The sequence below is a fragment of the Pseudomonas juntendi genome (genome assembly GCF_009932375.1).
Classification (GTDB): Bacteria; Pseudomonadota; Gammaproteobacteria; order Pseudomonadales; family Pseudomonadaceae; genus Aquipseudomonas; species Aquipseudomonas juntendi.
In genome coordinates this window covers 1-25,738 of record NZ_BLJG01000005.1, presented here as the reverse complement: position 1 = coordinate 25,738, position 25,738 = coordinate 1, and the positions used below count along the sequence as shown (strand labels likewise).

Here is a 25,738-nt window from a genome sequence, read left to right as displayed (position 1 = left end):
CGCGAGCGGAGCCTGGATCACCAGGAGGCCGCGATCGCGCATGACCGCTTTTAATGTCGCGGTACCACTTTATTGCCGGAAACCAACTGAATGTTGCTTATTAATAAACTCTGTCACAAAACCTCTGGAAATTCGCGGCCTAGCGGGGAGGTTGATCCTGTGGAAGCGAAATTAAAGGTTGTCACAAAGCATCGCTTTTCAAAAAATCTCGGGGGTTTTCGTTTAATAAAGGTTGTCACAACAATAACGGTTGTCACAGCAAAGGTTCAGCCGGAGAAAAATCGCAGGGGTACGCCTCGGAAAAAACCCGAAAAAATTATGATGGTATCTTTTGTGCTTGGAACGGAGACAGTGGAGTTAGAGAATTGAACTGTGCCAGGACGGTTGCGCTAGAGAAAAACTCCCCGGGCGCGTCATTGACCAGCCAGTCGGTGGGTTGGGCGATGTCATGATGGTCCCGCCTGTGGCGGAGGCGCGTAAGCAACACGTTCTGTGAACGGGGTGTCCCGCACGGCCCGAAATACCGCAGCAGAAATGGAGCACTTTGTGATGAAAGCGAAGGCCTGATGGCTTCCGCATTTCCTCTCAGATCAGTGCGTCTGCTGTGCCATTTCAGTGTGCCTGGGCAGAGCAATCGAGATGAGTGCAGCGACCAATACGAAGACGCTGGAAACCCACAAGCAAGCCTCCAACCCATAGGCCTGAAACACCCAACCTGACAGCAGTGTGCCGACCAAACGACCGAGGGCGTTGGACATGTAGTAGAAGCCTACATCCAGGGAGACGCCATCTTCCTTGGCATAACTGACGATCAGGTAGCTGTGCAGCGATGAGTTCACGGCGAACAGCACACCGAACAGCATCAACCCACCGAGCAAGACTACCTTTGCCGACCAGCCTGCCGACAGGCCCACGGCAATGAGCGCAGGCAGTCCGGCCAGAGCGATTGCCCAGATGAAGGCTGCTCGGCCATCGGGTACATGACCACGCCTCTTGCCGGTGATATGGGGGGCAAACGACTGGACGATGCCATAGCCGATTACCCAGACGGCCAAGAAACCGCCGACCAGCCAGAAGTCCCAGCCAAACGCAGAGCTCAGGTACACCGGTAGTGCCACGACGAACCAGATATCCCGCGCACCGAACAAAACCAGCCGTGCGGCCGAGAGGATGTTGATGGCCCGGCTCTTGGACAGCATGTCGCGGAACTTCGGTTTGGCCTTGGCCTTGCCCAAGTCCTTTTTCAGCAGCATCAGACTACCGATCCAGATCAGGGCCAGCACCGCCGCCATGGCCAGCACCGCCTGGGTGAAACCGAGCAACGCGAGCAATGCTCCCCCGAGGAAAAAACCCACGCCTTTGAGAGCGTTCTTCGAGCCCGTCAGGATGGCCACCCATTTGTAGAGGATGCCTTGCTGGCTGTCCGGCACCAGGAGCTTGATGGAGCTCTTGGCGCTCATTTTGTTCAGGTCCTTGGCGATGCCGGAGAGCGCCTGGGCCGCCATCACCCACGGCACCGTCAGCGAGGCTGCTGGTACCGTGAGCATCAGCAGGGCGAAGACCTGCATGCCAAGGCCGATGTTCATGGTGCGGTTGAGCCCCAGGCGGGCGCCGAGGTAGCCGCCCACGAGGTTAGTGATCACGCCGAACACTTCGTAGAACAGGAACAGCGCCGCGATCTGCAGCGGCGTGTAGCCCAGCGAATGGAAGTGCAGTACCACCAGCATGCGCAAAGCGCCGTCGGTAAGGGTGAAGGCCCAGTAATTGCCGGTAACCAGCAGGTACTGACGCACTTCCGCAGACAGGGCTGACAACGCCTTCATGATCGCCATTTACTCCGCTGCGCCGACCAGGCGTGCTAGTTCAACCGCACGGTTGGCGTAGCCCCACTCGTTGTCGTACCAGGCGTAGATCTTCACTTGGGTACCGTTGACTACGAGGGTGGACAGCGCATCGATGATCGAGGACCGCGGATCGGTGCGGTAGTCGATGGACACCAAGGGGCGTTCTTCGTAGCCCAGGATGTCCTTCAGCGGTCCTTCGGTTGCGGCTTTCAGCAGCGCGTTGACCTCTTCAGCCGTTGTCTCACGTTCCACTTCGAACACGCAGTCGGTCAGCGAGGCGTTGGCCAGTGGTACACGTACGGCGTGACCATTCAGCTTGCCGCGTAGCTCGGGGAAGATCTCGGCGATTGCGGTGGCAGATCCCGTGGTGGTCGGGATCAGGCTCATGCCCGAGGCTCGGGCGCGACGCAGGTCCTTGTGCGGTGTATCCAGAATGCTCTGGGTATTGGTGAGGTCGTGAATGGTGGTGATCGAGCCGTGGCGTATGCCCAGGTTCTCGTGAATCACCTTGACCACCGGGGCCAGGCAGTTAGTGGTGCAGGAAGCGGCGGTGACGATACGATGCTGCGCCGGGTCGAATAGGTGCTGGTTGACGCCCATCACCACGTTCAGTGCGCCTTTCTCCTTCACTGGAGCGCAGACGACCACACGTTTGACGCCTTGATCCAGGTAGGCCTGGAGTACGGCTACCGACTTCATCTTGCCGCTGGCCTCGATGACCAAGTCACAGCCCGACCAGTCGGTGTCCGCGATGGTCTTGTTGGCGGTGACCTTGATGCGCTTGCCCTCGATCACTACCGCGTCGCCCTCTGCGCGGGCTTCACGGTGCCAGCGTCCGTGGATCGAATCGAAGTTGATCAGATGGGCATGGGTCTCGGCGTCACCGGCCGGGTCATTGATCTGCACAAACTCGAATTCCGGCCAGTCCCAGGAGGCGCGAAGCGCCAAGCGACCAATACGGCCAAACCCATTGATACCTACTTTGATAGCCATGTTCTTTTTCTCGAATCGCGATTAGCGAAAGGTCAGAGGGTGTCGCTGAACTGGTTGATATACCCAACGTGCGCAGGGTTCTGGATCGCACGTGGACGCAGGGCCTGGACCTGGGAAACAGCTTCCTGCACAGGGATGCCGCACTCGATCATCAGGCGGGCGGCAAACAGGCCGGTGCGGCCAGAGCCGCCCTTGCAGTGAATGGCGATCGTCTTACCGGTCATCACCAGCTCTTTCAGGCGTTCCCGGTGAGCCTTCCAGGCGGCCGCAAACGGCTCACCGGGCGCTTCGTCATCCTCGACCGGCAGGTGGAACCATTCGAGGCCCAGCAGTTGGCACTCCTCGGGAAGCAGATCGATCTCGTTCTGCAGCAGTTCTTCACTCGGCATCAGGGTTACCAGCGCGCTTGCGCCGGCATCGTGCAACGTTGCCAGAGCCTGAGATACCGATGTCTCCTTGGTACCTGGGCACGGAGTGAAGATCAGCTGGCCGACCAGTTCGGAATTAGCCAACACTGAATACGGGTGCAATTGCATGCTCACAAAGCCTCAAATGGATCGTTGATTGACACGCTTGGATAGTTCTTCAGCCGACTCTTTACGTTCGGAGTAGCGATCGACCAGGTAGTCGGAGCGATCACGAAGCAGCAGGGTGAACTTCACCAGCTCCTCCATTACGTCGACAACACGGTCGTAGTACGAAGAGGGTTTCATGCGACCCGCCTCGTCGAATTCCAGATAGGCCTTCGGCACGGACGACTGGTTAGGGATGGTGAACATGCGCATCCAGCGGCCGAGGACGCGCAGCTGGTTGACCACGTTGAAAGACTGCGAGCCGCCGCAGACCTGCATCACCGCGAGGGTTTTGCCTTGAGTGGGGCGCACGGCGCCCATGCTCAGTGGAATCCAGTCGATCTGCGACTTGAACACGCCAGTCATCGCGCCGTGGCGCTCTGGCGAGCACCAGACCATGCCTTCCGACCACAGCACCAGGTCGCGCAGCTCCTTGACTATGGGGTGGTCATCGGGCACGTCATCCGCCAGTGGCAGCCCGGTCGGATTGAAGATCCGCGTCTCGGCACCGAAGTGCTCCAGCAGGCGTGCCGCTTCTTCCGTCAGCAGGCGGCTGAACGAGCGTTCGCGGGTCGATCCGTACAGCAGCAGGATGCGAGGGTTATGGGTGGACTTTTGCTCGACTGCCAGTTTGTCTGCTGTCGGCAGGTCGACCAGATCGTTGTCGATATTCGGGATATGGTGTTCGGTCATGATTTACTCCTGAGTCAAGGCGCCAGATGGCTGATCGAACCAGCGGCGCTTGAGCCACAAGGCCACGCCCACCAGGGAGATCAGTACCGGCACTTCCACCAAGGGCCCGATGACGGTGGCAAACGCGACCGGCGAGGCAAGGCCGAAGGTGGCGATGGCCACGGCAATGGCCAGTTCGAAATTGTTGCTCGCTGCAGTGAACGCCAGCGCCGTGGTACGTGGGTAGTCAGCTTCCAACAGCTTGCCCATCCAGAAGCTGATGAAGAACATCACCACGAAGTAGATGGTCAGCGGGATAGCGATGCGCAGCACATCCAGCGGCAGTTGCAGCACCATGTCGCCTTTCAGGCTGAACATGGCGACGATGGTCAGCAGCAACGCCACAAGGGTCAGCGGGCTGATCTTCGGGATGAATCGCTCCTGGTACCAGGTCTCGCCCTTGCTGCTGATCAGGATCTTGCGGGTCAGGAAACCAGCCAGGAACGGGATGCCCAGGTAGATCAGCACCGATTGGGCGATATCGAGGAAGCTGGTCTCAATGACGCTACCTTCAAGGCCAAACAGCGGCGGCAACAGCCCCAGGAAGATCCAGGCGTACACGCTAAAGAACAGGATCTGGAAAATGCTGTTGAAGGCGACCAGACCCGCCACGTACTGGTTGTTGCCACCGGCGATCTGGTTCCACACCAGCACCATGGCGATGCAGCGTGCCAAGCCGATGAGGATCAGGCCGGTCATGTACTCAGGCTTGTCGGAAAGGAAGACAACGGCCAGCCCGAACATCAGGACCGGGCCGATCACCCAGTTCTGGATCAGCGACAGGGCAAGGATGCGCTTGTCCTTGAATACCTGTGGCAACTCCTCGTATTTCACCTTCGCCAGAGGTGGGTACATCATTACGATGAGGCCAATGGCGATGGGGATGTTTGTCGAGCCTACCGACAGGCTATTCAGCCACGCAGGCAATCCCTGGAACAGGCTGCCCAGACCAATGCCCAGGCCCATGGCCAGAAAGATCCACACCGTCAGGTAGCGGTCTAGAAAGGAAAGTCGGCTTTTGCTCATGGTGGATCTCCCTAAACGTCAGAGCGTTCCGATACGGGCCAGCTCGGCCTTAAGCTGGGCGGCATCCAATTGTTCGAAAGGCAGCGCGAGGAATGCATTGAGGCGTCGTTTGATCTGCTCAAGCGTGACGTCGAACGCTGCGTCCAGTTCGGCGGTGTTGCCCTGCTGGTCAGAAGGGTCAGAAAGCCCCCAGTGGGCTTTCACTGCTGGTCCGAAGAACACGGGGCAGGCTTCGCCAGCGGCCTTGTCGCAGACGGTGATGACAAAGTCCGGTGCCAGCTCGGCATGCGCGTCACTTGACTTGCTGCTGAGGCCCTCGGTGGAGATACCAGCACGCTGCAGCGCGGTGATGGACAGCGGGTGCACATCACCCTTTGGCTGGCTGCCGGCGCTGTAGGCCTTCATGCCGGCCGGGGCCAGATGATTGAAAACAGCCTCGGAGAGGATGCTGCGGCAGCTATTGGCGGTGCAGAGGAACAGAACTTTCATCGGTTTTTCTCGGCAATGATCAGCAGCAGGAGGCGACGCGTTGAGGGCGGTCACCCATTGTGTCCAGTCGTTTAGTGCTAGCACTCAGCCATTCGCGGTTGGCCTCCAGCGTCGTCGCCAGGACCTCACGTACCCAGCCGGGAAGCGATGGATGCAGGCGGTAATAAACCCACTGGCCCTGACGCCGGTCTTCCAGCAGGTCACACGTGCGCAGTTGCGCCAGGTGGCGGGAAACCTTGGGCTGGCTTTCTTCCAGCGCGCAGGTCAGTTCACAGACGCAGAGTTCTTCCTCGCGAGAGATCAGCAGCATCATCCGAATGCGGTTCTCGTCGGCGAGGCATTTGAAAACCTTGGTAGGTGTCAGCGAGTCAGTCATAGCAATTCTCAGTGTTTAGTTTTCACGAGGACGAACATTTTGATGCGCTCATGAATCTCATGAAGCGTGCGTCGGAAGGCATCGTGTTGGTCACTGGTAACAGGGTCTTCGAAGTTCCACGCCAGAACCTCGCCGAGGGCAGGCAAAGTAAGGCACTCATGGGCTGCCTTGTCGCAGAGCGTAATCAAGTAGTCGAACCGTTCCCCTGCAAACTCGTCGATGGACTTGCTGCGTAGAGCCTTGGTATCGATATCGAGATATTCGAGGGCGTCATAGGTGCGCGGATCGACTTGGCCAGGCTGGGTACCTGCGCTAAAAACTTCGAAATGCACAGGGTCTGTGTGCCGGAGCAAAGCTTCGGCGAGCTGGGAGCGAGCGGCGTTTGCGGTGCAAACAAACAGAACGCGGGTCTTGCCAGTCATCACTTGGTACCCTGAGTGTATATGGTTTTTCGAATATACGCTTTTTCGAATGTGTCGCAACCCCTCGATGATGGGTGGCTTTACATGTGCGCGTTCATGCACATATATTGGCTGCATGACGACCAACCAAAATCTCCGTGCTCAAGCCATCGAAGCCGCCATCGAGTCGCTAGACGAGACCTTCTTCAAAGCGCTTTGCGAGCCTTCCAGAGTCGCGGTTTTCAAGCGCGTACTTTTGCTCGGCCGGGCGGATGTCGGCGAAATCGCCAAAGAGCTGCCACAGGAGCGCTCGGTGATCTCCAGGCACCTGCAGGTATTGCATGACGCCAAGATCGTGAAGGCCACCAAGGTGGGTCGGCAGGTGTTCTATGAAGTAAATGGTGGGTCGATCGTCGAGCGACTGGAGGGCCTGCTCCAGCGAACCAAAGGTCTAGTATCGATCTGCTGTCCGTAGTCCGGCCTTTTTTTGCCTTTAGATATGCATGAGTGCGCATATATGAATGAGTTGGATCGCGTTCTGGATGTGGTCGTTATCGGTGGTGGGCAAGCAGGTTTGGCGACTGGCTGGCATTTACAGCAGCACGGCTTGGATTACCTCATCTTGGATGAGCAGACATCCCCGGGCGGTAACTGGCGTAACTACTACGAAAGCTTGCAGTTGTTCTCACCATCGGAGTACTCAGCGCTGCCGGGGCGAGCGTTTCTTGGCGATCCCAAGGACTACCCGGTGCGAAATGAAGTGGTGCAGTACCTGGAGGCATACGCCGCCGAGTTTCAGCTCCCTTTTCAGGGCGGTACCCGAGTGGTGGCGGTCGTACAGAAGGGCAAGGCATTTGAGGTTCGCACCGCCAACGGAGCGAATTTCACTACGCGTGCTGTGGTAGTGGCATCAGGTGGCTTCAGCCGTCCTTTCATGCCTGACATTCCTGGGCTAGAGAGCTTTTCAGGACACTGTCTGCAGATAAAAAAGCAGCTCCGAAAAGCTGCTTTTCTGCCCTACTCCCCCTTTTTATGCTTGTGGGGTTTCAGGTCTGGGTGATCCTTCTGCTTCTCAGGCGTGACCCGCTGCCTCTTGTCCGGAGTGCCATCTTCGTTGGTGCGTTTAGGGCCTGGCTTGATGCTCATGCAAATTTCCTTTTCCGCTTGGGTTGTTGAGTACTGCTATGTAGTTAGTCGAGCTTCTGGCTGCTGTCAAAGCAGCTCGATGTGGAATCGCTATCGACCTCACGTGTTCAGCCCGTTGCAGCATTAGAGGCCTGAGTAGGTGCTTCCGGTCAAAGTCTTGCAAGGGGCAGTAAAATCAAGAGCTGAGCGATACGAGGATGTCTGGACGTTCATCATCCCGAGTACGGTGTGGAACAGGTTGTCGTGGCTCAGTGGCGAGCTCGTCTGTGCTTTCAAGCAGCCCACATTGAGGCGTTCGCTTTTCGCGAGAGAATCAGACATCCAGAGCACCAATGGCACCTTGGTTTGCTCATCTGGGGCCATCGCATAGGGCAGCCCATGCAGGTAAAGACCACCCTCTCCCAGTGACTCTCCGTGATCTGAGACGTACATGAGCGCAGTGTCGAATTTGGTATTCGCAGCCAGGATGTCGATCAGCCCGGCCGTCACGTAGTCGGTGTAGAGGATCGAATTGTCGTAGGCATTGATCACCTCCTGCTGCTTACATTTGTCGAGCTCATTGGTCTCGCAGACCGGCCCGAATTTCTTGAACTGCGGGGGGTAGCGCTTGTAGTAGGCCGGGCCGTGACTACCTTTGTAGTGGAGCACCAGGACTGCATCGCCTTCCTGACGCTTGATGAAGTCCTCCATCTCCGAAAGCAGCACCCCGTCCTTGCACTCGTCGCTGGTACACAGTTGAGCATCTGCGTGTTGGGTAGCCTTGTGGTTTGGCACCCGATCACAGACCCCTTTGCAGCCCGAATTGTTATCAGTCCACATGACACTGATGCCTGCCCGCTGAAGCACATCGAGCAGCCCTTCTCGGCTCTTGGCCAAGCCGTCCTTGTACTCATCCCTCCCGACGTCCAAGAACATGCATGGCAGGGAAACCGCAGTGGCAGTGCCGCACGAGCTCACATTCGAGAAGCTGATGACATTGCGCTTTTCCAGCTCTGGATTCGTATCGCGGGAGTAGCCATTAAGGGAGAAGTTGGCGGAACGTGCGGTTTCCCCCACTGCCAGTACCAGCAGCTTGGGTTTGCGAGCCGCTCCCTGCCTGGTCACCACGGCGTCGGTACCAATGGAGGTCAGCGCTTTCGGTGTGGCCAGCTTGCGTTTCAGGTAACCATGACCGGCAGCAAACAAATTGGTGGGAACCAGAATGAGCCGGATCTCCCGATTGTTGCGTAGGAGGGAGGCATAAGACTGGTACTGGCTCAGCACGATACCAGCAAGGGTTACCAGTGCGAGCGACAGGACGATGAGTCTGCTACCCAACGCTTTGGTCCAGGGCTTGCGTCGCAGGGGCACCAGACAGATCAGGTAGACGGGCAATACCCCTACCATTGCCACCCAGAGGCCAAGTTTCCAGTTCAGTAGCTCGGACACCTCACCGACGTCGGTCTCCACGACGTTGGTGAACATCGTGTAATCAATGACGATGCCGTAAGCACTCATGAAGTAGCTGGCGAACGACGCGCTGATCAGCACCAGGCACAGCAGAGGTTTTGCGAGTCTTGACCATGACAGCAAGCTAAGTACGGTGAACACCCAAACGAACACTACGACTGGCAGGCTGGCGGCGAGCAACCAGTTAACTTCATCAGTGTTGAATGCCAGGCGCCAGAGCACACGCCAAAGCTCAGCGTTCACGAACAACAACAACCAAAAAGTTACTAGCGCGATGAGTAAATTGGTGCTGATGCCTTCCTGTCTAACTTTGCGAATAGCATGGATCCATTTACTTAACAGGATGTGAACAATGGATTTAGAAGGTGTCATTATCAAACTCTAGGGAGCTGCTCATCCATGGCGCTGGTTATGAATAGTCGGGAGCTAAACGGCAAGCCATCGACAGACACTGAGCGAATCAGGCCGTACAGAGCGCCAGAGACCTTGATCCCCTTAGCCTGAGGACGCTTAGGATGTGTGAGGCATAGGATTAAATGAGAAATTAGCTCTCGCTAGGCGCATTATTTCCGCCACACGATAACGTCATGATGACTTCGCGATTACAATGCTGACAGAATCGCGATAATGACTTTTTCGATTGTAAATGCTCAGGCTATGATAAAAAATCGGACAGGTCCGACTCTTTGAGTAGTCAATGCCATCTGGCGAATTAAATTAAATTTCATAAACAAACCAGCTTCGTTTTGTCGTACGCTAATTTTGAACTTTTACTTTAATTTAAAAGTCATTCTAACGAGCAGAACACTTCTTTCACCTTTTGCTCGTGCTGATGTCACCTATCGATGAGGGACGAATACCATGAGTTTTCTCAAAAATTTATTGGGCGGCCACCACGGCCGTGGCAACCACGGCGGTGGCAAGCATCACGGTAGTGGGCACGGGAGTGATCGACATGACCGGCATGGTCGCTTCGAGCAGCAGCAATCCTGCGACAGTAATGACCGGGTGATTGAGGATGGTCGCGTAACAGCTCAAGCCCCAATCAAAGATCTGCAGACTTGCAGGCACTGCCGGACCGCAAACGCCCCGTCCGCACGCTTTTGTCTAAACTGCGGAACACCACTATCGAGTGGTTGCACGGCCTGCGGCTCATCCCTGACAGCAGGAGCAAAATTCTGCAGCCAGTGCGGCCAAGCCACCCATTAGCGCATGGCCACACTGGAAATCCAACGCGACCACTACCCTGTGCAAGGAGAAATACGTGGGATCGAATCATGATCATGGCAGTGCCGCGCTTCGTGAGGGGCATCAGAAGAAACTAGTCATGGCATTGGTCCTGACCGGTAGCTTCATGATCGCTGAAGTGATCGGCGCATGGATTACCGGCAGCCTGGCGTTGCTGTCGGATGCGTCTCACATGTTCACCGACACCGCCGCTTTGGCAATTTCGTTGATTGCGCTTCAGATCGCAAAGCGGCCGGCGGATCAGAAAAGAACCTTTGGCTATGCGCGGTTGGAGATCCTAGCCTCCACGTTCAACGCCGTGCTGCTCTTCCTGGTGGCGATGTACATCTTGTACGAGGCCTACCAGCGCTTCTTCATGCCGGCGGAGATCGCCACCGGGGCGATGATGTGGATCGCAATTGTCGGCCTGATCATCAACCTGATTTCAATGCGACTGCTGGCATCTGCCAGCAACGAGAGCCTCAACGTCAAAGGCGCCTACCTCGAAGTCTGGAGCGACATGCTCGGATCGTTGGGCGTGATCATCGCAGCCCTCATTATCCGCTTTACCGGCTGGACCTGGGTCGACACGGTTGTCGCCGTAGCGATCGGCCTTTGGGTATTGCCGCGGACTTGGCAATTGCTTCGAGAGAGCCTGGGGATTCTTATGGAAGGTGTACCCCGGGGGCTCAACGTGGCGGCAATCGAGGCCACGATCCTCAAGGTCGACGGCGTCACGGATGTCCATGACTTGCACGTTTGGGCCGTCAGCAGCGGAAGCAACGTGATGACGTCGCACGTGGTCGTCCGAGACGCAGCAGATGGAGATGCTGTGCTAGCGGCCGTCGTGGATGCAGTCAGCGACGCGTTCGAAATCCATCACTGCACCATTCAGATCGAGCGCGCAGCTTTCCACGAGAACGTTCCGTCGCCGTCGCATTGATCGGCCGGTAGACACCTGATCAACACACCGCCGCCAACGTCGGGGGGGTGTTGTCGAGGAAAGGTAAGGATGGATAGGCGACAGCAGAAGCAGGGGGGCTCGCAGAATTCGGAAAAAATCGTACGCTAAGGTTTTCCGGGCATCCGTAGGGGCCGAAACTTCCCGTCTTCCAGTCTGCGGCTCTGCCGCCAGACGTAATCGCCGGTGAGGTTGATGTGCTCCCAGCCCAGCGGCGACAGGAATTGCAGCAGCTCGCCGTCCACCGGCTTGCCGGCCTCGACCAACCCCTGGGTGGCGCGCTCCAGGTACACCGTGTTCCACAGCACGATAGCCGCCGTCACCAGGTTGAGGCCGCTGGCCCGGTAGCGCTGCTGCTCGAAGCTCCGATCCCTGATTTCCCCAAGGCGGTTGAAGAACACCGCCCTGGCCAGCGAGTTGCGCGCCTCACCTTTGTTCAGGCCGGCATGCACGCGGCGGCGCAGCTCAACACTTTGCAGCCAGTCTAGGATGAACAGCGTGCGTTCGATCCGGCCCAGCTCGCGCAGGGCCACGGCCAGGCCGTTCTGGCGCGGATAGCTGCCGAGCTTGCGCAGCATCAGCGAGGCAGTGACGGTGCCCTGTTTGATCGAGCTGGCCAGGCGCAGGATGTCGTCCCAATGGGCGCGGACGTGCTTGATGTTCAGGGTGCCGCCGATCAGCGGCCGCAGCGTCGGGTAGGTCTGCACGCCCTGCGGCACGTACAGCTTGGTTTCGCCGAGGTCGCGGATGCGCGGCGCGAAACGGAAGCCCAGCAGGTGCATCAGGGCGAAGACGTGATCGGTGAAGCCGGCCGTGTCGGTGTAGTGCTCCTCGATCCGCAGGTCGGACTCGTGGTACAGCAGGCCGTCGAGCACATAGGTGGAATCGCGCACGCCGACATTCACCACGCGGGTGCTGAACGGCGCGTACTGGTCGGAGATATGGGTGTAGAACAGCCGTCCCGGCTCACTGCCGTACTTCGGGTTGACGTGTCCGGTGCTCTCGCCCCGGCCGCCAGCCCGGAAACGCTGGCCATCGGAGGATGAGGTGGTGCCGTCGCCCCAGTGGGCGGCGAAGGCATGCTGGTACTGGTGGTTGACCAGCTCGGCCAGGGCCGCCGAATAGGTCTCGTCGCGGATGTGCCAGGCTTGCAGCCAGGACAGCTTGGCGTAGGTCAGACCGGGGCTCGACTCGGCCATCTTGGTCAGCCCGAGGTTGATCGCATCACCGAGGATCGCGGACAGCAGCAACGTCCGGTCTTTGGCCTCGGCCCCGTCCTTCAGGTGGGTGAAGTGGCGGCTGAAGCCCGTCCAGTCGTCCACGTCCATCAGCAGTTCGGTGATCTTGATGCGCGGCAGTAACTGACTGGTCTGGTCGATCAGCGCCTGCGCCCGATCCGGCACCGCCGCATCCAGCGGGGTGATCTTCAACCCGGACTCGGTGAGGATGGCATCGGGCAGCTCGTTGTCCTTGGCCAGGCGGGCGACAGTGGCCAACTGCTCGTCCAGCAGCTGCAAGCGCTCTTCCAGATACTGGTCGCTGTTCGGGTTGATCGCCAGCGGCAGGGCCTGTTCCCGCTTGAGCGCGGCGAACTTCTCGGCCGGCAACAGGTAGTCGTCGAAGTCGCGGAACTGCCGCGAGCCCTTGACCCAGATGTCGCCGGAGCGCAGGGCGTTCTTCAGCTCGGACAGGGCGCAGATTTCGTAGAAGCGCCGGTCGAGGCCTTCCGGGGTGATCACCAGTGGCTTCCAGCGCGGCTTGATGAAGGCGGTGGGAGCATCGGCCGGCACCTTGCGCAGGTTGTCGGCGTTCATCTCGCGCAGCGTCTGCACGGCTGCCAGCACGCCCTGCGCGGCCGGGGCGGCGCGCAGCTCCAATACCTCCAGCAGAGCCGGCGTGTAGCGGCGCAGGGTGGCGAAGTTCTCGCCGACCAGGTGCAGGTGGTCGAAGCCCTCCGGCCGGGCCAGCAGCTCGGCTTCGCTGACGCTCTCGGTGAACTCGTCCCAGGGGATCACCGCCTCGATGGCGGCATAGGGGTCGCTGCCGGCTTCCTTGGCCTCCAGCAGCGCCTGGCCGATCTTGGAGTACAGGCGCACCTTGTCGTTGATCGCCTTGCCCTGCTTCTGGAACTGCTGCTGATGCTTGTGCTTCGCGCCGCTGAACAGCTTGACTAGGATGCGGTCGTGCAGATCCACCAGCTCATCAATCACGGTTGCAGTGCTCTCCAGCACCACGGCGGCCAGGGTCGCATAGCGCCGCTGCGGCTCGAACTTGCCGAGGTCTTTGGGCGTCATCTGCCCACCCTCGCGGGCCAGCTTGAGCAGGCGGTTCTGGTGGATGTGCCGGCCCAGGACTTCGGGCAAGTCCACCAGCTGAAATGTCTTCAGCCGCTCGATGTGCTCAAGCATGTGCCGAGAGTTGGGTTTCAGCGGTGCCTGGCGCAGCCAGGTCAACCAGGTGATGCTGCTGCCGGCCTTGAGCTTCAACAGCTCGTCCAGCTTGGCCCGATGCGAGTCCGTGAGCGGTTCAACCAGGGCGCGGTAGACCCGCCGATTGGCCCGTGCAATGGCCTCCGAGCAAGCCCGGTCGATCACGCTCAACGCCGGCAGGATGCGTCGCTTCTGCCGCAGGCTCTCCAGCGCCTGGCCGGCCAGCAGCAAGCCCTTGTCGGTCTGCTGGGCCAGTTCGGTCAGCTCGCGCACCAGGGCGCGGAAGTCGGACAGGCCGAACGGGGCCAGTTGAAGGTAGGTGCGCAGTTCCTGGGCGTGCTCGCGACGGGTCACATCGCGCTCGCCGTACTTCGTCCAACTCGCCGGATCGGTCTGGACTTGCTTGGCCACCCACAGGATGACCGGTTCGGGCAGCTCGCTGTCAGTGCCCAACGCATAGCCGGGGTAGCGCAGCAGGCAGAGTTGCACGGCGAAGCCGAGGCGGTTGGCGTCGCCGCGCCGCTGACGGATCAGCGACAGGTCGGAGTCGTTGAAGGTGTAGTAGCGGATCAGGTCATCCTGGCTTTCTGGCAACGCGAGCAGGGTGCCCCGCTCCGTGGCCGAGAGGATCAAGCGACGCGGCATGTGTCAGTCGTCCGTGCGGAGGTACTGGTAGAGGGTTTCCCGGCTGATGTTGAACTCGCGGGCAAGCTGCGCCTTGGGCTCGCCGGCCGTCGCTCGCTGCCGCAGGGTAGCAGCCTGCTCATCGGACAGGGCTTTCTTGCGGCCCCGGTACGCGCCACGCTGCTTGGCCAAGGTGATGCCCTCACGCTGCCGCTCGCGGATCAGGGCGCGCTCGAACTCAGCGAAGGCCCCCATCACCGACAGCATCAGGTTGGCCATCGGCGAGTCCTCGCCAGTGAACACCAGGCCCTCCTTCAGGAACTCGATGCGCACGCCGCGTTGAGTCAGCTTCTGTACCAAGCGACGCAGGTCATCGAGGTTGCGGGCCAGCCGGTCCATGCTGTGCACCACCACTGTATCGCCTTCGCGGACGAAGCTCAGCAGCGCTTCGAGCTGGGGGCGCTGGGTGTCCTTGCCCGATGCCTTGTCGGTGAACACCTTGCTCACCTGTGTCTGTTCCAGCTGGCGTTCCGGGTTCTGGTCGAAGCTGCTGACCCGGACGTAGCCGATGCGGTGCCCCTGCACGATGTCTCCTTGGTTGAAGGCGGCTTAAGTGCTCCTTCTGTTCCGTTGTGCCTCAAACCCCGTTTCTGTCAGGCTGAAATCTATGACCTTCGCAGGCATGTGTCAAAAATGCGAAAGATGACTCTATTCTGACTAAGCGGCGCGGCCCTGCCTGACATCCAGTTAGGGTATGCCTCAATCTGACGGTAGCGAGTCGCAGGCGTTCGGATCGGCATCGGTTTCGTTCCCTGTCTTGGCACGCGCTTCGAAGCGTTGATAACACTCCAACCCGCAGAAGTGCTCGACGTATTCCGCGCCTTCCGGGGTGAAGGCGGCATCGAGCGGGATTTCCTTGCAGCACACGCAGCAACTGGTGGTGGTCGAGTCACTTGCATTCATGGTGGCACCCCTCCATTGACTGACGAAGACGGCGAATGCCGCCGCCGGCATTGGCTTCGCGAACAGGAAGCCTTGTCCTGTGTCGCAGTCCGCTTGTCGCAATAGATCAAGACTCGCCGATGTTTCCACGCCTTCAGCCACCACATCCATGCCCAGCCCGTGCGCAAGCTGAATCACGGTGTGCACGATGGTTTGGTCGCGGCGGTCGTTGGCGAGCCCGGCGACAAACGATTGGTCGATCTTGAGCGTGCTGATTGGGCAGCACTTCAGATGTTGCAGACAGGAATACCCCGTCCCGAAGTCATCGGCGGCGAAGCGCACACCGATCTGCCGCAAGGCGTCCAGGGCGGGGAAGATCGCCGGATCACCAAACGCGACCGATTCGGTCAGCTCGATTTCGAGATACTCGGCGGGCAACTCGGCATCAGCCAGCACGCCCTTTACCCACCCGTCGAAGTCCGGTCCCACTTGGCTCGCCGAAGCATTGACGGCCAGCCGGAACGGTCGCCATGCCAGCATTCGCCAGTCACGCATCTGGCGGCAGGCTTCGCCCAGCACCCAAGCGCCGATTTCAGGCATCAGGCCGGACGATTCGACCACGGGCAGGAACTGGCCCGGTGGCAATAGTCCAAGCGTCGGATGACGCCAGCGCAACAGGGCTTCCGCGCCGACAATCCCACCACTGCGCAGATCGACGACGGGCTGGTAGTGCAGTTCAAGCTGCCCGCGCTCGACCGCTTGGGCCAGTTCCGGCGTCGTCCATCCATCCGGCCGGAAAGCGCTCATTCTCTTTCCCTGAATGCCCGCAACGCCCGCGACAGGGACAGAAGGAACAGGCCGGTCAAACCGAGCGCCGCGATGACCCAATGCTCGCCGAGGAAAGCACCGGCGGTTGTGCCGGCCAGCACGACAGCGAGGATGGGCAGGTGGCAGGGGCAAGTCAGCACAGCCAGTCCGCCCCACAGGTAGCCGGTGATCGGTTTGTGCGTCTCGGACGGCAAGCGCTCGGGGTTGTTCATGGCAGACTCTCCGCGTGCTGTGCCGGCTCGGTCGGCAGGGTGGCCAACTGCACTTCCAGATCGGCCAACGCTTCGCGCCGACGCTCGACGAACTGACGCAGCAGGGCAAGCTGCGCGGCCGCTTCGTCGCCGTCCGCCGCATCCAGCGCCCGGCACAGCCGCGCCAGCGCGTCGAGGCCGATGCCCGCCTCGAAGGCCGCCCGCACGAAGCACAGCCGTTGCAAGGCGGCGTCATCGAACAAGCCGTAGCCGCCTGGTGTGCACGCCACCGGGCGCAGCAATCCGCGCAGCAGGTAGTCGCGCACGATATGCACGCTCACCCCGGCATCAAGAGCCAGCCGGGACACCGTGTAGGCGTTCATTGAACACCTCCTTTTTCTCACCCGGCGCAGCAGGAAAGCTGCTTCACATCCTTGTTGAAGGTCTGCGCCGCGAGCTTCAACCCCTCGACCATCGTCAGGTAGGGGAACAACTGGTCGGCCAGTTCCTGCACCGTCATGCGGTTGCGAATGGCCAGAGCCGCCGTCTGGATCAGTTCACCCGCTTCCGGCGCGACCGCCTGTACGCCGATCAGCCGATGGCTGCCTTCCTCGATAACCAACTTGATGAAGCCGCGTGTGTCGAAGTTGGCGAGCGCACGCGGCACGTTGTCCAAGGTCAAGGTGCGGCTGTCGGTCTCGATCCCGTCGTGGTGGGCTTCCGCCTCGCTGTAGCCCACGGTCGCCACTTGCGGATCGGTGAACACCACGGCCGGCATTGCGGTCAGGTCGAGCGCCGCATCGCCGCCGGTCATGTTGATCGCGGCACGGGTGCCGGCCGCTGCCGCCACATAGACGAACTGCGGCTGGTCGGTGCAGTCGCCGGCCGCGTAGATGTTCGGGTTGCTCGTGCGCATGCCTTGGTCGATGACGATGGCACCTTGCGCATTGACAGTGACCCCCGCTGCGTCCAGCGCGAGGCTGCGCGTGTTCGGTGTCCGACCGGTGGCAACCAGCAGTTTGTCGGCGCGCAATTCACCGTGCGTGGTGGTCAGCACGAATTCACCGTCCATATGGGCGACCTGGCTGGCTTGCGTGTGCTCCAGCACCTCGATGCCCTCGGCACGGAAAGCGGCTGTCACCGCCTCGCCGATGGCCGGGTCTTCACGGAAGAACAAGGTATTGCGCGCCAGGACCGTGACCTTGCTGCCCAGCCGGGCAAAGGCTTGCGCCAGCTCCAGCGCCACCACCGACGAGCCGATTACGGCAAGGCGTTCGGGAATGGTGTCGCTCGCCAGGGCCTCGGTGGAAGTCCAGTAGGGTGACTCTTTCAACCCCGGAATCGGCGGGACCGCCGGGCTGGCACCCGTGGCGACCAGGCAGCGGTCGAACATCACGACGCGCTCGCCACCCTCGTTCAAACGGACGGTAAGGCTCTGGTCGTCCTTGAAGCGCGCCTCACCGTGCACAACGGTGATGGCCGGATTACCGCCCAGGATGCCTTCGTACTTGGCGTGCCGCAGTTCGTCGACGCGGGCCTGCTGCTGGGCCAGCAGCTTACTGCGGTCAATCGTAGGCACAGTTGCCGCAATACCGCCATCGAACGGGCTTTCCCGGCGCAGATGGGCGATGTGGGCGGCGCGGATCATGATCTTGGACGGCACACAGCCGACATTGACGCAGGTGCCGCCGATGGTGCCGCGCTCGATCAGCGTGACCTGCGCGCCTTGCTCGACGGCCTTCAGCGCCGCCGCCATCGCGGCTCCACCGCTGCCAATGACCGCTACCTGCACCGGGGGCTCGTTGCCACTGTGCTTTTCGGCGGCGGCCATCCATCCCCGCACCTTGTCGAGCAGTCCGACGCGGTTGTCCGCCAGTGGCGCATCGGCTAGCGTTGCCTTGTAGCCCAGTCCGGCCACGGCGGCAGTCAGCGCGTCCGGCGATGTGCCCGGCACGATGGCGAGTTGCGCTGTGCCCTTCGGATAGGACACCAGCGCCGACTGCACGCCTGGCACTTTTTCCAGCGCTTCCTTGACGTGCGCCGCGCACGAGTCGCAAGTCATGCCGGTGATTTTTAGATGGGTCATGCAACAGATCCTTTATCGTTTGTGGCGCCAGACAATGACGTCCGTTGTGCTGCGGTGCCGTTTTCAGTGACTCACTGCTTGACGCTGGACGGATAGCCCGCGTCTGCGGTTGCCTTGGTCAGCTTCTGCACGCTGGTCTTGGCATCGTCGAAGGTGACGACCGCTTGGCGTGTCTCGAAAGTCACGTCAACTTTGCTGACGCCTTCGACCTTGGAAATCGCCTTCTTGACAGTGATCGGGCAGGCGGAGCAGGTCATGCCCGGTACGGACAGCGTGACGGTCTGGGTGGCGGCCCAGACGGGGGCAACAACGGCGGCGAGGGCGAGGGAGGCAAACAGTTTCTTCATGGTGAACTCCGATCAGTAGAAAAATGGCATGACGTAGGGAAATCCGAGCGCGACCAGAACCAGCGCGGCCACGATCCAGAAAATGAGCTTGTAAGTAGCTCGCACTTGGGGAATCGCGCAGACCTCACCCGGTTTGCAGGCCGCTGCCTGCCGGTAGATGCGCCGCCAGGCGAAGAACAACGCCACCAGCGCCACGCCGATAAAGATGGGGCGATAGGGTTCCAACACCGCCAAGTTGCCGATCCAAGCGCCGCTGAACCCCAAGGCGATCAGAACCAACGGCCCGAGGCAGCAAGCCGAGGCGAGGATGGCGGCAAGCCCTCCAGTGAAGAGCGCGCCGCGCCCGGTTTTTGGTTCAGACATGCGCTTGTCCTTTCGAATTGAAATTGGATAGCGTAACCTTACTTCCGTACTCATGTACGGAGTCAAGCGATATGGAAAACAATTTGGAGAACCTGACCATTGGCGTTTTCGCCAAGGCGGCCGGGGTCAATGTGGAGACCATCCGTTTCTATCAGCGCAAGGGCTTGTTGCTGGAGCCTGACAAGCCCTATGGCAGCATCCGCCGCTATGGCGAGGCGGATGTAACGCGGGTGCGCTTCGTGAAATCAGCCCAGCGGCTGGGCTTCAGCCTGGATGAGATCGCCGAGCTGCTGCGGCTGGAGGATGGCACCCATTGCGAGGAAGCCAGCAGTCTGGCCGAGCACAAGCTCAAGGACGTGCGCGAGAAAATGGCTGACCTGGCGCGCATGGAGGCCGTGCTGTCTGAGTTGGTGTGCGCCTGCCATGCGCGAAGGGGGAACGTTTCCTGCCCGCTGATCGCGTCACTACAGGGTGGAGCAAGCTTGGCAGGTTCGGCTATGCCTTAGCGTGCTTTATTTTCCGTTTTCTGAGACGCCCCCTTAGAAAGCCTAGTCAAAGAGCTGTCACGAGAACACCGTTAGCTTAGCGTACGATTTTTTCCGAATTCTGCGGTTCCCCCAAGCACGTCGTGAGTGCCTGGCGAATGATCCCAGGAGATCCACTCCACTAGCTCAAGTAGGTTCAGCGATGGCTTGGATCATTACGAAGTACCTGGTCACTGCCGCGATAGTGATTATCGTGTCTGAGCTGGCAAAGCGCAGTGACAAGCTGGGCGGCTTGGTTGCCGCCCTGCCATTGGTCACCGTCTTGACGCTCATCTGGCTCTACTTGGAGAACCAGAGCATGGAGAAGATTTCCAATCATGCCTGGTACACGTTCTGGTATGTGATTCCAACGCTGCCGATGTTTATCGCGTTTCCGGCACTGCTGCCCAAGTTGGGATTCTGGCCAACACTTATCTCCAGCATCCTCATCACCATGGCGAGCTTCGGAGGATTTGCCCTACTTCTAAGGCGATTGGGCATCGAGTTGCTTTGAGTCGGGTGTAGAGGAAAGCACTCGGTCACCGCTTACCGGCTGTTGATGCACTCACCTTTCACGAGGTAGCGAACCATGTGCAGTTCGCCCTTGGAATCCTCGTAAGTCATCATGCTTCTCACATTCCCGCAGTACCGCACGCTAGGCGAGACGTACACCAACTTGCCAACGTCCAAATCCATACCGTATGCGTAATCTTCAAGCTCGGGCATGGGTTTCTTCACGCTCTGTGCATAGCGTTCTGTAGCCTTCCTGGCAGACTGCTCAAGATCGTCGTTGATCTGAACGCTACTTTGGGCATTTGTCGACAGTGCAGAGAAAAGCATGAACGCGGCAATAGCCGATATAGTTGTTTTCATGAGAAGTCCATTAATAAAAAAGCGCCCATGGCGGGGCGCTAAAATTCACCTTACCAAAGGAGCGTATGGTTCCAAGGTGAATGCATTGGCGTGAGCAGGGTATCGTTACTCCCGCCATGCTGCTTCAGATGAGACTGGCCCAAAGCAGCGCTGCCTGTGTGCTGTTCTTAAACTAGCAAAAGCGGCTAACGACAAGATGATTGTGAAATTACAATTTGGACATGTAATAGATTGTAAAGTAATTATTCTTGCCCAATTAAGATGAAAAGCCATGCATGCTGGCCGGTTTAAGCCCGTTATCAAAGGGGCGAACGATCGGTGGCTTGCTACCACTCGGAGCTTGAGCTTGTAGGATTGAACGCCATAAATGCTGAGCAGCTTGGCAGAAACGCCACCCCTCTCGGCCGAATCCTCCTGTCAGTCCTGAGGACTGATAACCGCTGCAAGCCACAGAATCCGCTAAGCTCAGTAGGGAAAGCCGTCATGACTGTCAGCAATCTTGCGGCTACATTACAAATTTGTAGGATTTCGCCGCGGCCAGCGTCTTCGCGTTAAGATTCAAGCGTCCTCAGGTGACCCCGGCGTATGGACAGAGGTAGCGACTACCAGATGTCATGCACTCAGCCGAACCTTCAAACTGCCTGCAACCACAGTCTTGGCGGATTAGGCCAATTCCTTCCTCACACCTTGAGATAAGTTATGCGCGTTCTAGTTGTGGAAGACGAAATTAAAACTGCCGAATATCTTCAGCAGGGCCTATCCGAAAGCGGGTATGTCGTAGATATCGTGCACAATGGTGTTGACGCCCTGCACTTGTTCAATACTAACGTCTATTCGTTGGTTCTGCTGGACGTAAACCTTCCTGGCATCGACGGTTGGGACCTTTTGGAAACCATCAGGAAAACCAGCCGGGTCCGCATCATCATGCTGACCGCTCGTGGTCGCATCAACGACAAGCTCAAAGGCTTGGATGGCGGAGCCGACGATTACCTTGTCAAACCCTTCGAATTCCCGGAGCTGCTCGCTCGAATCCGTTCGCTGCAGCGGCGTGGTGATGAATTAGTCGAGAAGAGTTCGCTGAAAATTGCCGACTTGGAACTCGACTCAGTGCGCCATCGGGTTTTCCGCGCTGGCACACGCATCGATCTCACCACAAAGGAATTTACGCTCCTGCACCTGCTTATGAGCAGGACGGGCGAAGCGCTGACTCGTTCTCAGATCATTTCGTTGGTCTGGGACATGAATTTTGACTGCGATACCAACGTCATCGATGTCGCTATCCGGCGCCTTCGCTCAAAGATCGATGACCCGTTTGAAACCAAGCTCATTCACACGCTTCGTGGCGTAGGGTACGTTTTTGAGGAACGCGCATGAGGCCATTCAGCCTGGCTGCAAAGCTGGGATTAAAGGTGGGGTTGATGAGCGCAGCGTTGCTGCTTCTGTTCGCCACCTTCGGGTATCTGATGGTGGGTCAGGCGCTAGAGCGAAATGCCCGCAGTGACCTGGAAGTGAAGATGGCGGGCATGGCTCACAACCTGTCCATGATTTCCGACATCTCAGGAGTCAACGCAGACGCACATCAGCTTGTGGATCTGGTGATGGGCCACAACAACCTGTACGTCAGCATTTTCGAGTCGGCGCAGAGTGAAACGCCCCTGCTCTCGATTGGCTCGAAGCAGGTCAACGTGGAGGTGCACAAGTTTCAACCATCCGCACAGCCGAAGGAACATGAGTGGCGCGACACCCAGGACCGCCCCTTGCTGACAGCTTCTCGCACCATGAATTTGGGCGACGGAACCGAAGTCAGCGTGTACATGACTATGGACCAGTCGTCCAATGAAGCGCTGCTTGATGCATTGCTCACCTGGGCCCTGATGATTTCCCCGCTCATCATCGCGCTGATCCTCGCAATCGGCTGGTGGACCGTACGCAGAGGTCTGCTGCCTCTGACCAAGTTCCTGAAAGTCGCCTCGAAGATCTCCACCGAGAGTCTTGACCATCGTCTGCCGACTAATGGAATGCCAGCAGAACTCAAAGAGCTCGCCGACGGTATCAACATCATGCTGGCTCGCCTGGATGACGGGGTTCAGCAGCTCTCGCAGTTTTCTGACGATCTTGCTCACGAACTGCGAGCGCCGCTATCCAACCTGATGGGTAAAGCCCAAGTTGCACTGACCAGAGAGCGATCCCTTCCCGAGTACAGGGAAGTGCTGGAGTCGTGCACAGAAGAGCTGGACCGCATGAGCCGCATGGTTTCCGACATGCTGTTCCTCGCTCAGGTCAGTCATCCGGCATCCATGGTGGAGTTCGAACCTGTGTCCCTGGTCGATGAAGTTCAGCGGGTGTGTGATCTCTTCAGCATTTCGGCAGAGGATGGCGAGATCCAGCTGCAGATCTCTGGCAGTGATGACGTGGTGCGCGGTAACCGCCTGATGATTCAACGAGCCGTCTCGAACCTGGTGTCAAATGCGATTCGCTACTGCCCTCGCGGTCGCACGGTCTACGTGAAAGTGCAACGCGGTGGTAGCGGCACGACCTTGAGCGTCGGCAACCCGGGCCGCGGGATCGCCAAGGAACACCATGCGCATTTGTTTGAACGGTTCTACCGCGTAGATAAGAGCCGAGCACGAAGCGAAGGGGGGACCGGTCTTGGCCTTGCCATCGTGCAGTCGATCATGAGCCTGCATCAAGGCTCGGCGAGCGTGGAAGTGACCGAGGAAAATTTCACCTGGTTCCACCTTCACTTTCCCGAAGCCCAGCTAAAGCAGTCGGCAAAGACCGCTGCTTGAAGCGCGCCCACTTGAAAAGGCCCGTCAATCGACGGGCCTTTTGTCTATGCAATGCCTCAGTGCCTAAGCACCACAGGGTCCATAGGTGACCGCAGAATTACCGACTTTATGATCTTTTGCTCTTCTGGGTTGGCGTTTCTCCACAGGTGGGAGAAGTATTGGGCATTCACTTTTTCCTGAGCGCTCACACTGCCGGCGGCCTCAATGAACTGCATGGTCGAGTACACACAGATCAGTGCCAGGATGAAGAATGCTGTCGCCACCACCATGACATAACGTTTGGCCAGCACCGGTGCCCGCTTTAGCTCCAGGATCGAGGCATCCGCTAATTTTGTCGCGGCAGTAAGCTCCGAAATCAGCGGTTGGATGGCGGTCTCGACTCCACGAGCGGCAGCGGAATATGCCTCTGCCGCAGCGCGGATGACGACCTCTTCGGCATTGGACCAGGCTTTCTCAGCCTTTCGTACCTCCTCCTGAATCTGCCGACTGACAAGGTCAACCTCCTCCACCAGCTCGTTCGACTTTTCCAGAACAGCGTTGCAGGCCCTGGTCTGGGAGGCCAGCTCATCGAGCTGAACAGTGAGTTTTTCAGTGCTTCGGCGGAAGTCACCGATGGCAACTGACCAAGGCTCTATGTCATTCATGGCTATCTCCTAGAGCGGCCGGTGACGGCGCACGGTTTTATTTTGTTAGATATCAAAAATGTAATTTACGGAACAGTTTGAAGTCAGCCTCGACACAAGCGAGATAGACATGATCCTTCCAGATTTGCAGATTGGGCGCATCCGGCCAGCCGCCTAAATTACGGAATTGTAATTATTGACTCACCTTGTCGTTAGCTTCGCGTTCCTAAACTACAAACCAACAAAGGCCGTCAGTCAGGCAGGCCTAGTAAGAACCGAGGCACACAATGAAATTTGTCAAATCTATCGCTATTGGCAGCCTGCTGCTTGGTCTCGTGGGTACCGCTTACGCTGAAGGTGGTTACGAACGAGCGAAACAGTTCCAGGAAAACTTCCGAAATGAACAGGCTCGCTTATGGAGCGACGATTCTTCGGACCAGAACAAACAACAAGTCGCTCAAGAGCAAAAGAAAGAAAGCAAGGATGGTAAGGAACAAGCCGATAACTAAACGGCGGTTAAATAGGACTTTAAATGACGAAAGCAATCGACAAAAAAGCCAGGGTAAAACCTGGTTTTTTTTGTGTCTGGAATTTTACCTTCGTTTGTACGAGGCGTTTCCGCATTACTGTCTCCGACCAGACCTTCGGTACCTTGCTTGGCGTCTTTCCAACGGCACAGCAACAGCTGACTGGCGTTCGCTTCGGTGATCTCGACACAGCCCAGGTTGGCAGGCAGCTCAGCATTGCTGTCGAGTAAGCGCCGGGACAGGTAGAATGAGCTGTCACGAGGCCACTTTGCTGGGTACTGGATGTTTTCGGACTTCCCGCTGCTGTAGAACTCCGAGGAATTCGAGCGGCGACCAGGGTAGATCAGAGGGGCCGATTGAGCACATTCAACCAGGCCTGAACGACATCTCGCTGGTTCTGAGGCCTCTGCATCAACACCCCGGCATAGATGATGTCGACGCCGATGATTGGCAGTATCAACGCTCGCGGCGGCGCCCTGGTGATCCTTCGGCCAACCTCATTGATCCGACCGGACAGGAGCAACGCCGAGACAGGTACAGAACCAGCGGCAGCCAGTCGATCAGCCCTAGTTTTCCTGCGAGCGCTCCGGCTCCGAGCAGGGCACCACAGATCAGCGCGAAAACCAGCTCGGTGTTCATGCCAAAGATGCCGTCGTGCTCATGGCTCAGCCCTTCATGCTCTGCTTGGTCATCTGGGCGTTCAAGCGAACTTTTCATAACTCGTCCCTTCTGGGGGGCAAGACTATAAACTGCTCTATGCAGTTGAAAGACATTACTGTTGTGTAGTTGAGATTTATTTCACAGCTAACCCAGGGGCAGTCATTAAGGCATCTAGCCTAAATGACGTTCATCGAGCTCAATAAAAAATGCCAGGCACTGCCTGGCATTTATGAATTCTCTAAGTATTCTACTCACAGCAATTACTACTTGTTGTTGATGCATTGCGAGTACATGGAGTAGCGAACCGTCTTAAGCGTACCCTGAGAGTCCTCGAAGGTCATCAATCGCGGGTAAACTTGGCAGGTACGCGGGTCTTGGGACTGACGCACGAATTTCGCAACATCGATCTTCATGCCGTAATTGTAGTCCTGGATCTCCGGCATCGGTTTGCCATTTCTCTCGGCATAGTTCGCTACAGCAGTCTGATGCTCCTTGATGTATTGCAGCTGCTTGCTTTCAGAGTAAGTATAAGCCTGCGAAGCCATCGAGAACATAACAAGTGCAGCAGCAACAATTAGCTTTTTCATAGGAACCTCTCAAATTCAAATCATCTCGGGCGTAACTTTAGCAACGCAGAGGCATCACCGGCATGACGAGAAACTTACAATTTTGAAAGGTAAGTGCATCTATTTCATATAAATCGAGTAGGAGGCGGG

Annotated in this window: 31 protein-coding genes and 1 pseudogene; 10 read left to right on the top strand and 22 right to left on the bottom strand. The window is 58.3% G+C overall.

Annotation, left to right across the window (positions count from 1 at the left end; all coding sequences use genetic code 11):
• Positions 1-590: 590 nt before the first annotated feature.
• The 8 genes from arsJ to GYA94_RS00850 are packed head-to-tail and all read right to left on the bottom strand — an operon-like array spanning position 591 to position 6,454.
• Entirely contained in the window at positions 591-1,823 is a 1,233-nt protein-coding gene (arsJ, locus tag GYA94_RS00885) for an organoarsenical effux MFS transporter ArsJ (RefSeq protein ID WP_044047293.1), read from the bottom strand.
• 9 nt (positions 1,824-1,832) lie between these two features.
• The gene (locus GYA94_RS00880; protein WP_013974856.1) at positions 1,833-2,837 is read right to left on the bottom strand and encodes an ArsJ-associated glyceraldehyde-3-phosphate dehydrogenase; all 1,005 of its coding nucleotides are present in this window, start codon (positions 2,835-2,837) and stop codon (positions 1,833-1,835) included.
• Positions 2,838-2,869: 32 nt separating this feature from the next.
• Positions 2,870-3,373: a cyclin-dependent kinase inhibitor 3 family protein gene (locus tag GYA94_RS00875; protein WP_013974857.1), complete on the bottom strand. Its 504-nt coding sequence runs from the start codon at positions 3,371-3,373 to the stop codon at positions 2,870-2,872.
• Between the two features lie 12 nt (positions 3,374-3,385).
• Positions 3,386-4,102: an arsenical resistance protein ArsH gene (gene arsH / locus GYA94_RS00870; RefSeq protein ID WP_013974858.1), complete on the bottom strand. Its 717-nt coding sequence runs from the start codon at positions 4,100-4,102 to the stop codon at positions 3,386-3,388.
• A gap of 3 nt (positions 4,103-4,105) precedes the next feature.
• The gene (arsB, locus tag GYA94_RS00865; protein ID WP_054912979.1) at positions 4,106-5,167 is read right to left on the bottom strand and encodes an ACR3 family arsenite efflux transporter; all 1,062 of its coding nucleotides are present in this window, start codon (positions 5,165-5,167) and stop codon (positions 4,106-4,108) included.
• A gap of 18 nt (positions 5,168-5,185) precedes the next feature.
• Positions 5,186-5,656 carry an arsenate reductase ArsC gene (locus GYA94_RS00860; RefSeq protein WP_044047179.1) on the bottom strand — a complete coding sequence of 157 codons (471 nt, stop codon included), beginning with the start codon at positions 5,654-5,656 and terminating at the stop codon, positions 5,186-5,188.
• 19 nt (positions 5,657-5,675) lie between these two features.
• Positions 5,676-6,032 carry a metalloregulator ArsR/SmtB family transcription factor gene (locus GYA94_RS00855; protein WP_044047180.1) on the bottom strand — a complete coding sequence of 119 codons (357 nt, stop codon included), beginning with the start codon at positions 6,030-6,032 and terminating at the stop codon, positions 5,676-5,678.
• Between the two features lie 8 nt (positions 6,033-6,040).
• On the bottom strand, positions 6,041-6,454 hold the full coding sequence (locus tag GYA94_RS00850; protein ID WP_044047181.1) for an arsenate reductase ArsC: 414 nt from the start codon (positions 6,452-6,454) through the stop codon (positions 6,041-6,043).
• 115 nt (positions 6,455-6,569) lie between these two features.
• Here GYA94_RS00850 and GYA94_RS00845 point away from each other — a divergent pair, with 115 nt between their 5' ends.
• Together GYA94_RS00845 and GYA94_RS00840 are read left to right on the top strand one after the other, a co-directional pair.
• On the top strand, positions 6,570-6,908 hold the full coding sequence (locus tag GYA94_RS00845; protein ID WP_013974863.1) for an ArsR/SmtB family transcription factor: 339 nt from the start codon (positions 6,570-6,572) through the stop codon (positions 6,906-6,908).
• A 42-nt stretch (positions 6,909-6,950) separates the two neighbouring features.
• A complete protein-coding gene (locus GYA94_RS00840) occupies positions 6,951-7,493 on the top strand; it encodes a flavin-containing monooxygenase (protein WP_013974864.1) in 543 nt (180 codons plus the stop codon).
• Positions 7,494-7,702: 209 nt separating this feature from the next.
• Here the strand turns inward: GYA94_RS00840 and GYA94_RS00835 are convergent, their stop codons facing one another.
• Positions 7,703-9,400, bottom strand: a complete 1,698-nt coding sequence (locus GYA94_RS00835) for a phosphoethanolamine transferase (protein WP_044047182.1) — start codon at positions 9,398-9,400, stop codon at positions 7,703-7,705.
• 507 nt (positions 9,401-9,907) lie between these two features.
• Positions 9,908-10,066, bottom strand: coding sequence for a hypothetical protein (locus tag GYA94_RS28030; protein WP_255326891.1), 159 nt, complete (start codon positions 10,064-10,066; stop codon positions 9,908-9,910).
• On the opposite strand from GYA94_RS28030, the gene GYA94_RS28025 reads away from it, so the two are divergent.
• Both GYA94_RS28025 and GYA94_RS00825 read left to right on the top strand, forming a co-directional pair.
• The gene (locus GYA94_RS28025; RefSeq protein ID WP_255326890.1) at positions 10,037-10,237 is read left to right on the top strand and encodes a zinc ribbon domain-containing protein; all 201 of its coding nucleotides are present in this window, start codon (positions 10,037-10,039) and stop codon (positions 10,235-10,237) included. The genes GYA94_RS28030 and GYA94_RS28025 overlap by 30 nt on opposite strands.
• A 55-nt stretch (positions 10,238-10,292) precedes the next feature.
• Positions 10,293-11,198: a cation diffusion facilitator family transporter gene (locus GYA94_RS00825; RefSeq protein ID WP_047595902.1), complete on the top strand. Its 906-nt coding sequence runs from the start codon at positions 10,293-10,295 to the stop codon at positions 11,196-11,198.
• A gap of 125 nt (positions 11,199-11,323) precedes the next feature.
• On the opposite strand, the gene GYA94_RS00820 is transcribed toward GYA94_RS00825, so the two are convergent.
• From GYA94_RS00820 to merT, 8 genes are all read right to left on the bottom strand, one after another.
• Positions 11,324-14,290: a Tn3-like element TnAs1 family transposase gene (locus tag GYA94_RS00820; protein WP_010921731.1), complete on the bottom strand. Its 2,967-nt coding sequence runs from the start codon at positions 14,288-14,290 to the stop codon at positions 11,324-11,326.
• Positions 14,291-14,293: 3 nt separating this feature from the next.
• Complete coding sequence (locus GYA94_RS00815) at positions 14,294-14,854, bottom strand: recombinase family protein (RefSeq protein ID WP_010921730.1); 561 nt, start codon at positions 14,852-14,854, stop codon at positions 14,294-14,296.
• A 174-nt stretch (positions 14,855-15,028) separates the two neighbouring features.
• Positions 15,029-16,018 (bottom strand): DUF3330 domain-containing protein, encoded by a 990-nt coding sequence (locus GYA94_RS00805; RefSeq protein WP_012314201.1) that lies wholly within the window; start codon positions 16,016-16,018, stop codon positions 15,029-15,031.
• A complete protein-coding gene (gene merE, locus GYA94_RS00800; protein ID WP_003132004.1) occupies positions 16,015-16,251 on the bottom strand; it encodes a broad-spectrum mercury transporter MerE in 237 nt (78 codons plus the stop codon). Before merE ends, GYA94_RS00805 begins: the two co-directional genes overlap by 4 nt.
• Complete coding sequence (gene merD / locus GYA94_RS00795) at positions 16,248-16,613, bottom strand: mercury resistance co-regulator MerD (RefSeq protein ID WP_000995360.1); 366 nt, start codon at positions 16,611-16,613, stop codon at positions 16,248-16,250. Before merD ends, merE begins: the two co-directional genes overlap by 4 nt.
• 17 nt (positions 16,614-16,630) lie before the next feature.
• Entirely contained in the window at positions 16,631-18,316 is a 1,686-nt protein-coding gene (merA, locus tag GYA94_RS00790) for a mercury(II) reductase (RefSeq protein WP_003156770.1), read from the bottom strand.
• A gap of 71 nt (positions 18,317-18,387) precedes the next feature.
• A complete protein-coding gene (gene merP / locus GYA94_RS00785) occupies positions 18,388-18,663 on the bottom strand; it encodes a mercury resistance system periplasmic binding protein MerP (RefSeq protein WP_003131987.1) in 276 nt (91 codons plus the stop codon).
• A 12-nt stretch (positions 18,664-18,675) separates the two neighbouring features.
• Positions 18,676-19,026 carry a mercuric ion transporter MerT gene (gene merT / locus GYA94_RS00780; RefSeq protein ID WP_003131974.1) on the bottom strand — a complete coding sequence of 117 codons (351 nt, stop codon included), beginning with the start codon at positions 19,024-19,026 and terminating at the stop codon, positions 18,676-18,678.
• A 71-nt stretch (positions 19,027-19,097) separates the two neighbouring features.
• Here merT and merR point away from each other — a divergent pair, with 71 nt between their 5' ends.
• Both merR and GYA94_RS00770 read left to right on the top strand, forming a co-directional pair.
• Positions 19,098-19,532, top strand: coding sequence for a mercury resistance transcriptional regulator MerR (gene merR / locus GYA94_RS00775; protein WP_003131969.1), 435 nt, complete (start codon positions 19,098-19,100; stop codon positions 19,530-19,532).
• A gap of 181 nt (positions 19,533-19,713) precedes the next feature.
• Entirely contained in the window at positions 19,714-20,064 is a 351-nt protein-coding gene (locus GYA94_RS00770; RefSeq protein WP_044047185.1) for a DUF3147 family protein, read from the top strand.
• Positions 20,065-20,096: 32 nt separating this feature from the next.
• Here the strand turns inward: GYA94_RS00770 and GYA94_RS00765 are convergent, their stop codons facing one another.
• Positions 20,097-20,423, bottom strand: a complete 327-nt coding sequence (locus tag GYA94_RS00765; protein ID WP_013974870.1) for a DUF2790 domain-containing protein — start codon at positions 20,421-20,423, stop codon at positions 20,097-20,099.
• A 699-nt stretch (positions 20,424-21,122) separates the two neighbouring features.
• Between GYA94_RS00765 and GYA94_RS00760 the strand changes: the two genes are divergently transcribed.
• Positions 21,123-21,797 carry a heavy metal response regulator transcription factor gene (locus tag GYA94_RS00760; protein ID WP_044047186.1) on the top strand — a complete coding sequence of 225 codons (675 nt, stop codon included), beginning with the start codon at positions 21,123-21,125 and terminating at the stop codon, positions 21,795-21,797.
• Entirely contained in the window at positions 21,794-23,212 is a 1,419-nt protein-coding gene (locus GYA94_RS00755) for a heavy metal sensor histidine kinase (RefSeq protein ID WP_013974872.1), read from the top strand. The genes GYA94_RS00760 and GYA94_RS00755 overlap by 4 nt, the downstream gene beginning before the upstream one ends.
• Before the next feature lie 56 nt (positions 23,213-23,268).
• Here GYA94_RS00755 and GYA94_RS00750 read toward each other — a convergent pair whose 3' ends face one another.
• Complete coding sequence (locus tag GYA94_RS00750) at positions 23,269-23,856, bottom strand: hypothetical protein (protein ID WP_013974873.1); 588 nt, start codon at positions 23,854-23,856, stop codon at positions 23,269-23,271.
• Between the two features lie 266 nt (positions 23,857-24,122).
• Between GYA94_RS00750 and GYA94_RS00745 the strand changes: the two genes are divergently transcribed.
• Together GYA94_RS00745 and GYA94_RS28845 are read left to right on the top strand one after the other, a co-directional pair.
• A complete protein-coding gene (locus tag GYA94_RS00745) occupies positions 24,123-24,344 on the top strand; it encodes a hypothetical protein (RefSeq protein WP_013974874.1) in 222 nt (73 codons plus the stop codon).
• A gap of 23 nt (positions 24,345-24,367) precedes the next feature.
• Entirely contained in the window at positions 24,368-24,592 is a 225-nt protein-coding gene (locus GYA94_RS28845; protein WP_044047187.1) for a hypothetical protein, read from the top strand.
• 298 nt (positions 24,593-24,890) lie between these two features.
• On the opposite strand, the pseudogene GYA94_RS00735 reads toward GYA94_RS28845, so the two are convergent.
• Together GYA94_RS00735 and GYA94_RS00730 are read right to left on the bottom strand one after the other, a co-directional pair.
• Positions 24,891-25,079: pseudogene (locus GYA94_RS00735) on the bottom strand (hypothetical protein); the annotation flags it as partial.
• Positions 25,080-25,285: 206 nt separating this feature from the next.
• Complete coding sequence (locus GYA94_RS00730) at positions 25,286-25,609, bottom strand: DUF2790 domain-containing protein (RefSeq protein WP_013974877.1); 324 nt, start codon at positions 25,607-25,609, stop codon at positions 25,286-25,288.
• Positions 25,610-25,738: the final 129 nt, after the last annotated feature.

Excerpts from the sequence above, each read along its gene's own strand:
- merT (WP_003131974.1), bottom strand. The coding sequence starts at position 19,026 with ATGTCTGAACCAAAAACCGGGCGCGGCGCGCTCTTCACTGGAGGGCTT.
- arsH (WP_013974858.1), bottom strand. The coding sequence starts at position 4,102 with ATGACCGAACACCATATCCCGAATATCGACAACGATCTGGTCGACCTG.
- GYA94_RS00770 (WP_044047185.1), top strand. The coding sequence starts at position 19,714 with ATGGCTTGGATCATTACGAAGTACCTGGTCACTGCCGCGATAGTGATT.
- GYA94_RS00745 (WP_013974874.1), top strand. The coding sequence starts at position 24,123 with ATGAAATTTGTCAAATCTATCGCTATTGGCAGCCTGCTGCTTGGTCTC.
- GYA94_RS00820 (WP_010921731.1), bottom strand. The coding sequence starts at position 14,290 with ATGCCGCGTCGCTTGATCCTCTCGGCCACGGAGCGGGGCACCCTGCTC.
- GYA94_RS00765 (WP_013974870.1), bottom strand. The coding sequence starts at position 20,423 with ATGAAAACAACTATATCGGCTATTGCCGCGTTCATGCTTTTCTCTGCA.
- merA (WP_003156770.1), bottom strand. The coding sequence starts at position 18,316 with ATGACCCATCTAAAAATCACCGGCATGACTTGCGACTCGTGCGCGGCG.
- arsJ (WP_044047293.1), bottom strand. The coding sequence starts at position 1,823 with ATGAAGGCGTTGTCAGCCCTGTCTGCGGAAGTGCGTCAGTACCTGCTG.
- GYA94_RS00805 (WP_012314201.1), bottom strand. The coding sequence starts at position 16,018 with ATGAGCGCTTTCCGGCCGGATGGATGGACGACGCCGGAACTGGCCCAA.
- GYA94_RS00760 (WP_044047186.1), top strand. The coding sequence starts at position 21,123 with ATGCGCGTTCTAGTTGTGGAAGACGAAATTAAAACTGCCGAATATCTT.
- GYA94_RS00850 (WP_044047181.1), bottom strand. The coding sequence starts at position 6,454 with ATGACTGGCAAGACCCGCGTTCTGTTTGTTTGCACCGCAAACGCCGCT.
- arsB (WP_054912979.1), bottom strand. The coding sequence starts at position 5,167 with ATGAGCAAAAGCCGACTTTCCTTTCTAGACCGCTACCTGACGGTGTGG.
- GYA94_RS00835 (WP_044047182.1), bottom strand. The coding sequence starts at position 9,400 with ATGACACCTTCTAAATCCATTGTTCACATCCTGTTAAGTAAATGGATC.
- merP (WP_003131987.1), bottom strand. The coding sequence starts at position 18,663 with ATGAAGAAACTGTTTGCCTCCCTCGCCCTCGCCGCCGTTGTTGCCCCC.
- merD (WP_000995360.1), bottom strand. The coding sequence starts at position 16,613 with ATGAACGCCTACACGGTGTCCCGGCTGGCTCTTGATGCCGGGGTGAGC.
- merE (WP_003132004.1), bottom strand. The coding sequence starts at position 16,251 with ATGAACAACCCCGAGCGCTTGCCGTCCGAGACGCACAAACCGATCACC.
- GYA94_RS00750 (WP_013974873.1), bottom strand. The coding sequence starts at position 23,856 with ATGAATGACATAGAGCCTTGGTCAGTTGCCATCGGTGACTTCCGCCGA.
- GYA94_RS00845 (WP_013974863.1), top strand. The coding sequence starts at position 6,570 with ATGACGACCAACCAAAATCTCCGTGCTCAAGCCATCGAAGCCGCCATC.
- GYA94_RS00730 (WP_013974877.1), bottom strand. The coding sequence starts at position 25,609 with ATGAAAAAGCTAATTGTTGCTGCTGCACTTGTTATGTTCTCGATGGCT.
- merR (WP_003131969.1), top strand. The coding sequence starts at position 19,098 with ATGGAAAACAATTTGGAGAACCTGACCATTGGCGTTTTCGCCAAGGCG.
- GYA94_RS00875 (WP_013974857.1), bottom strand. The coding sequence starts at position 3,373 with ATGCAATTGCACCCGTATTCAGTGTTGGCTAATTCCGAACTGGTCGGC.
- GYA94_RS00840 (WP_013974864.1), top strand. The coding sequence starts at position 6,951 with ATGAATGAGTTGGATCGCGTTCTGGATGTGGTCGTTATCGGTGGTGGG.
- GYA94_RS00855 (WP_044047180.1), bottom strand. The coding sequence starts at position 6,032 with ATGACTGACTCGCTGACACCTACCAAGGTTTTCAAATGCCTCGCCGAC.
- GYA94_RS00860 (WP_044047179.1), bottom strand. The coding sequence starts at position 5,656 with ATGAAAGTTCTGTTCCTCTGCACCGCCAATAGCTGCCGCAGCATCCTC.
- GYA94_RS28845 (WP_044047187.1), top strand. The coding sequence starts at position 24,368 with ATGACGAAAGCAATCGACAAAAAAGCCAGGGTAAAACCTGGTTTTTTT.
- GYA94_RS00880 (WP_013974856.1), bottom strand. The coding sequence starts at position 2,837 with ATGGCTATCAAAGTAGGTATCAATGGGTTTGGCCGTATTGGTCGCTTG.
- GYA94_RS00755 (WP_013974872.1), top strand. The coding sequence starts at position 21,794 with ATGAGGCCATTCAGCCTGGCTGCAAAGCTGGGATTAAAGGTGGGGTTG.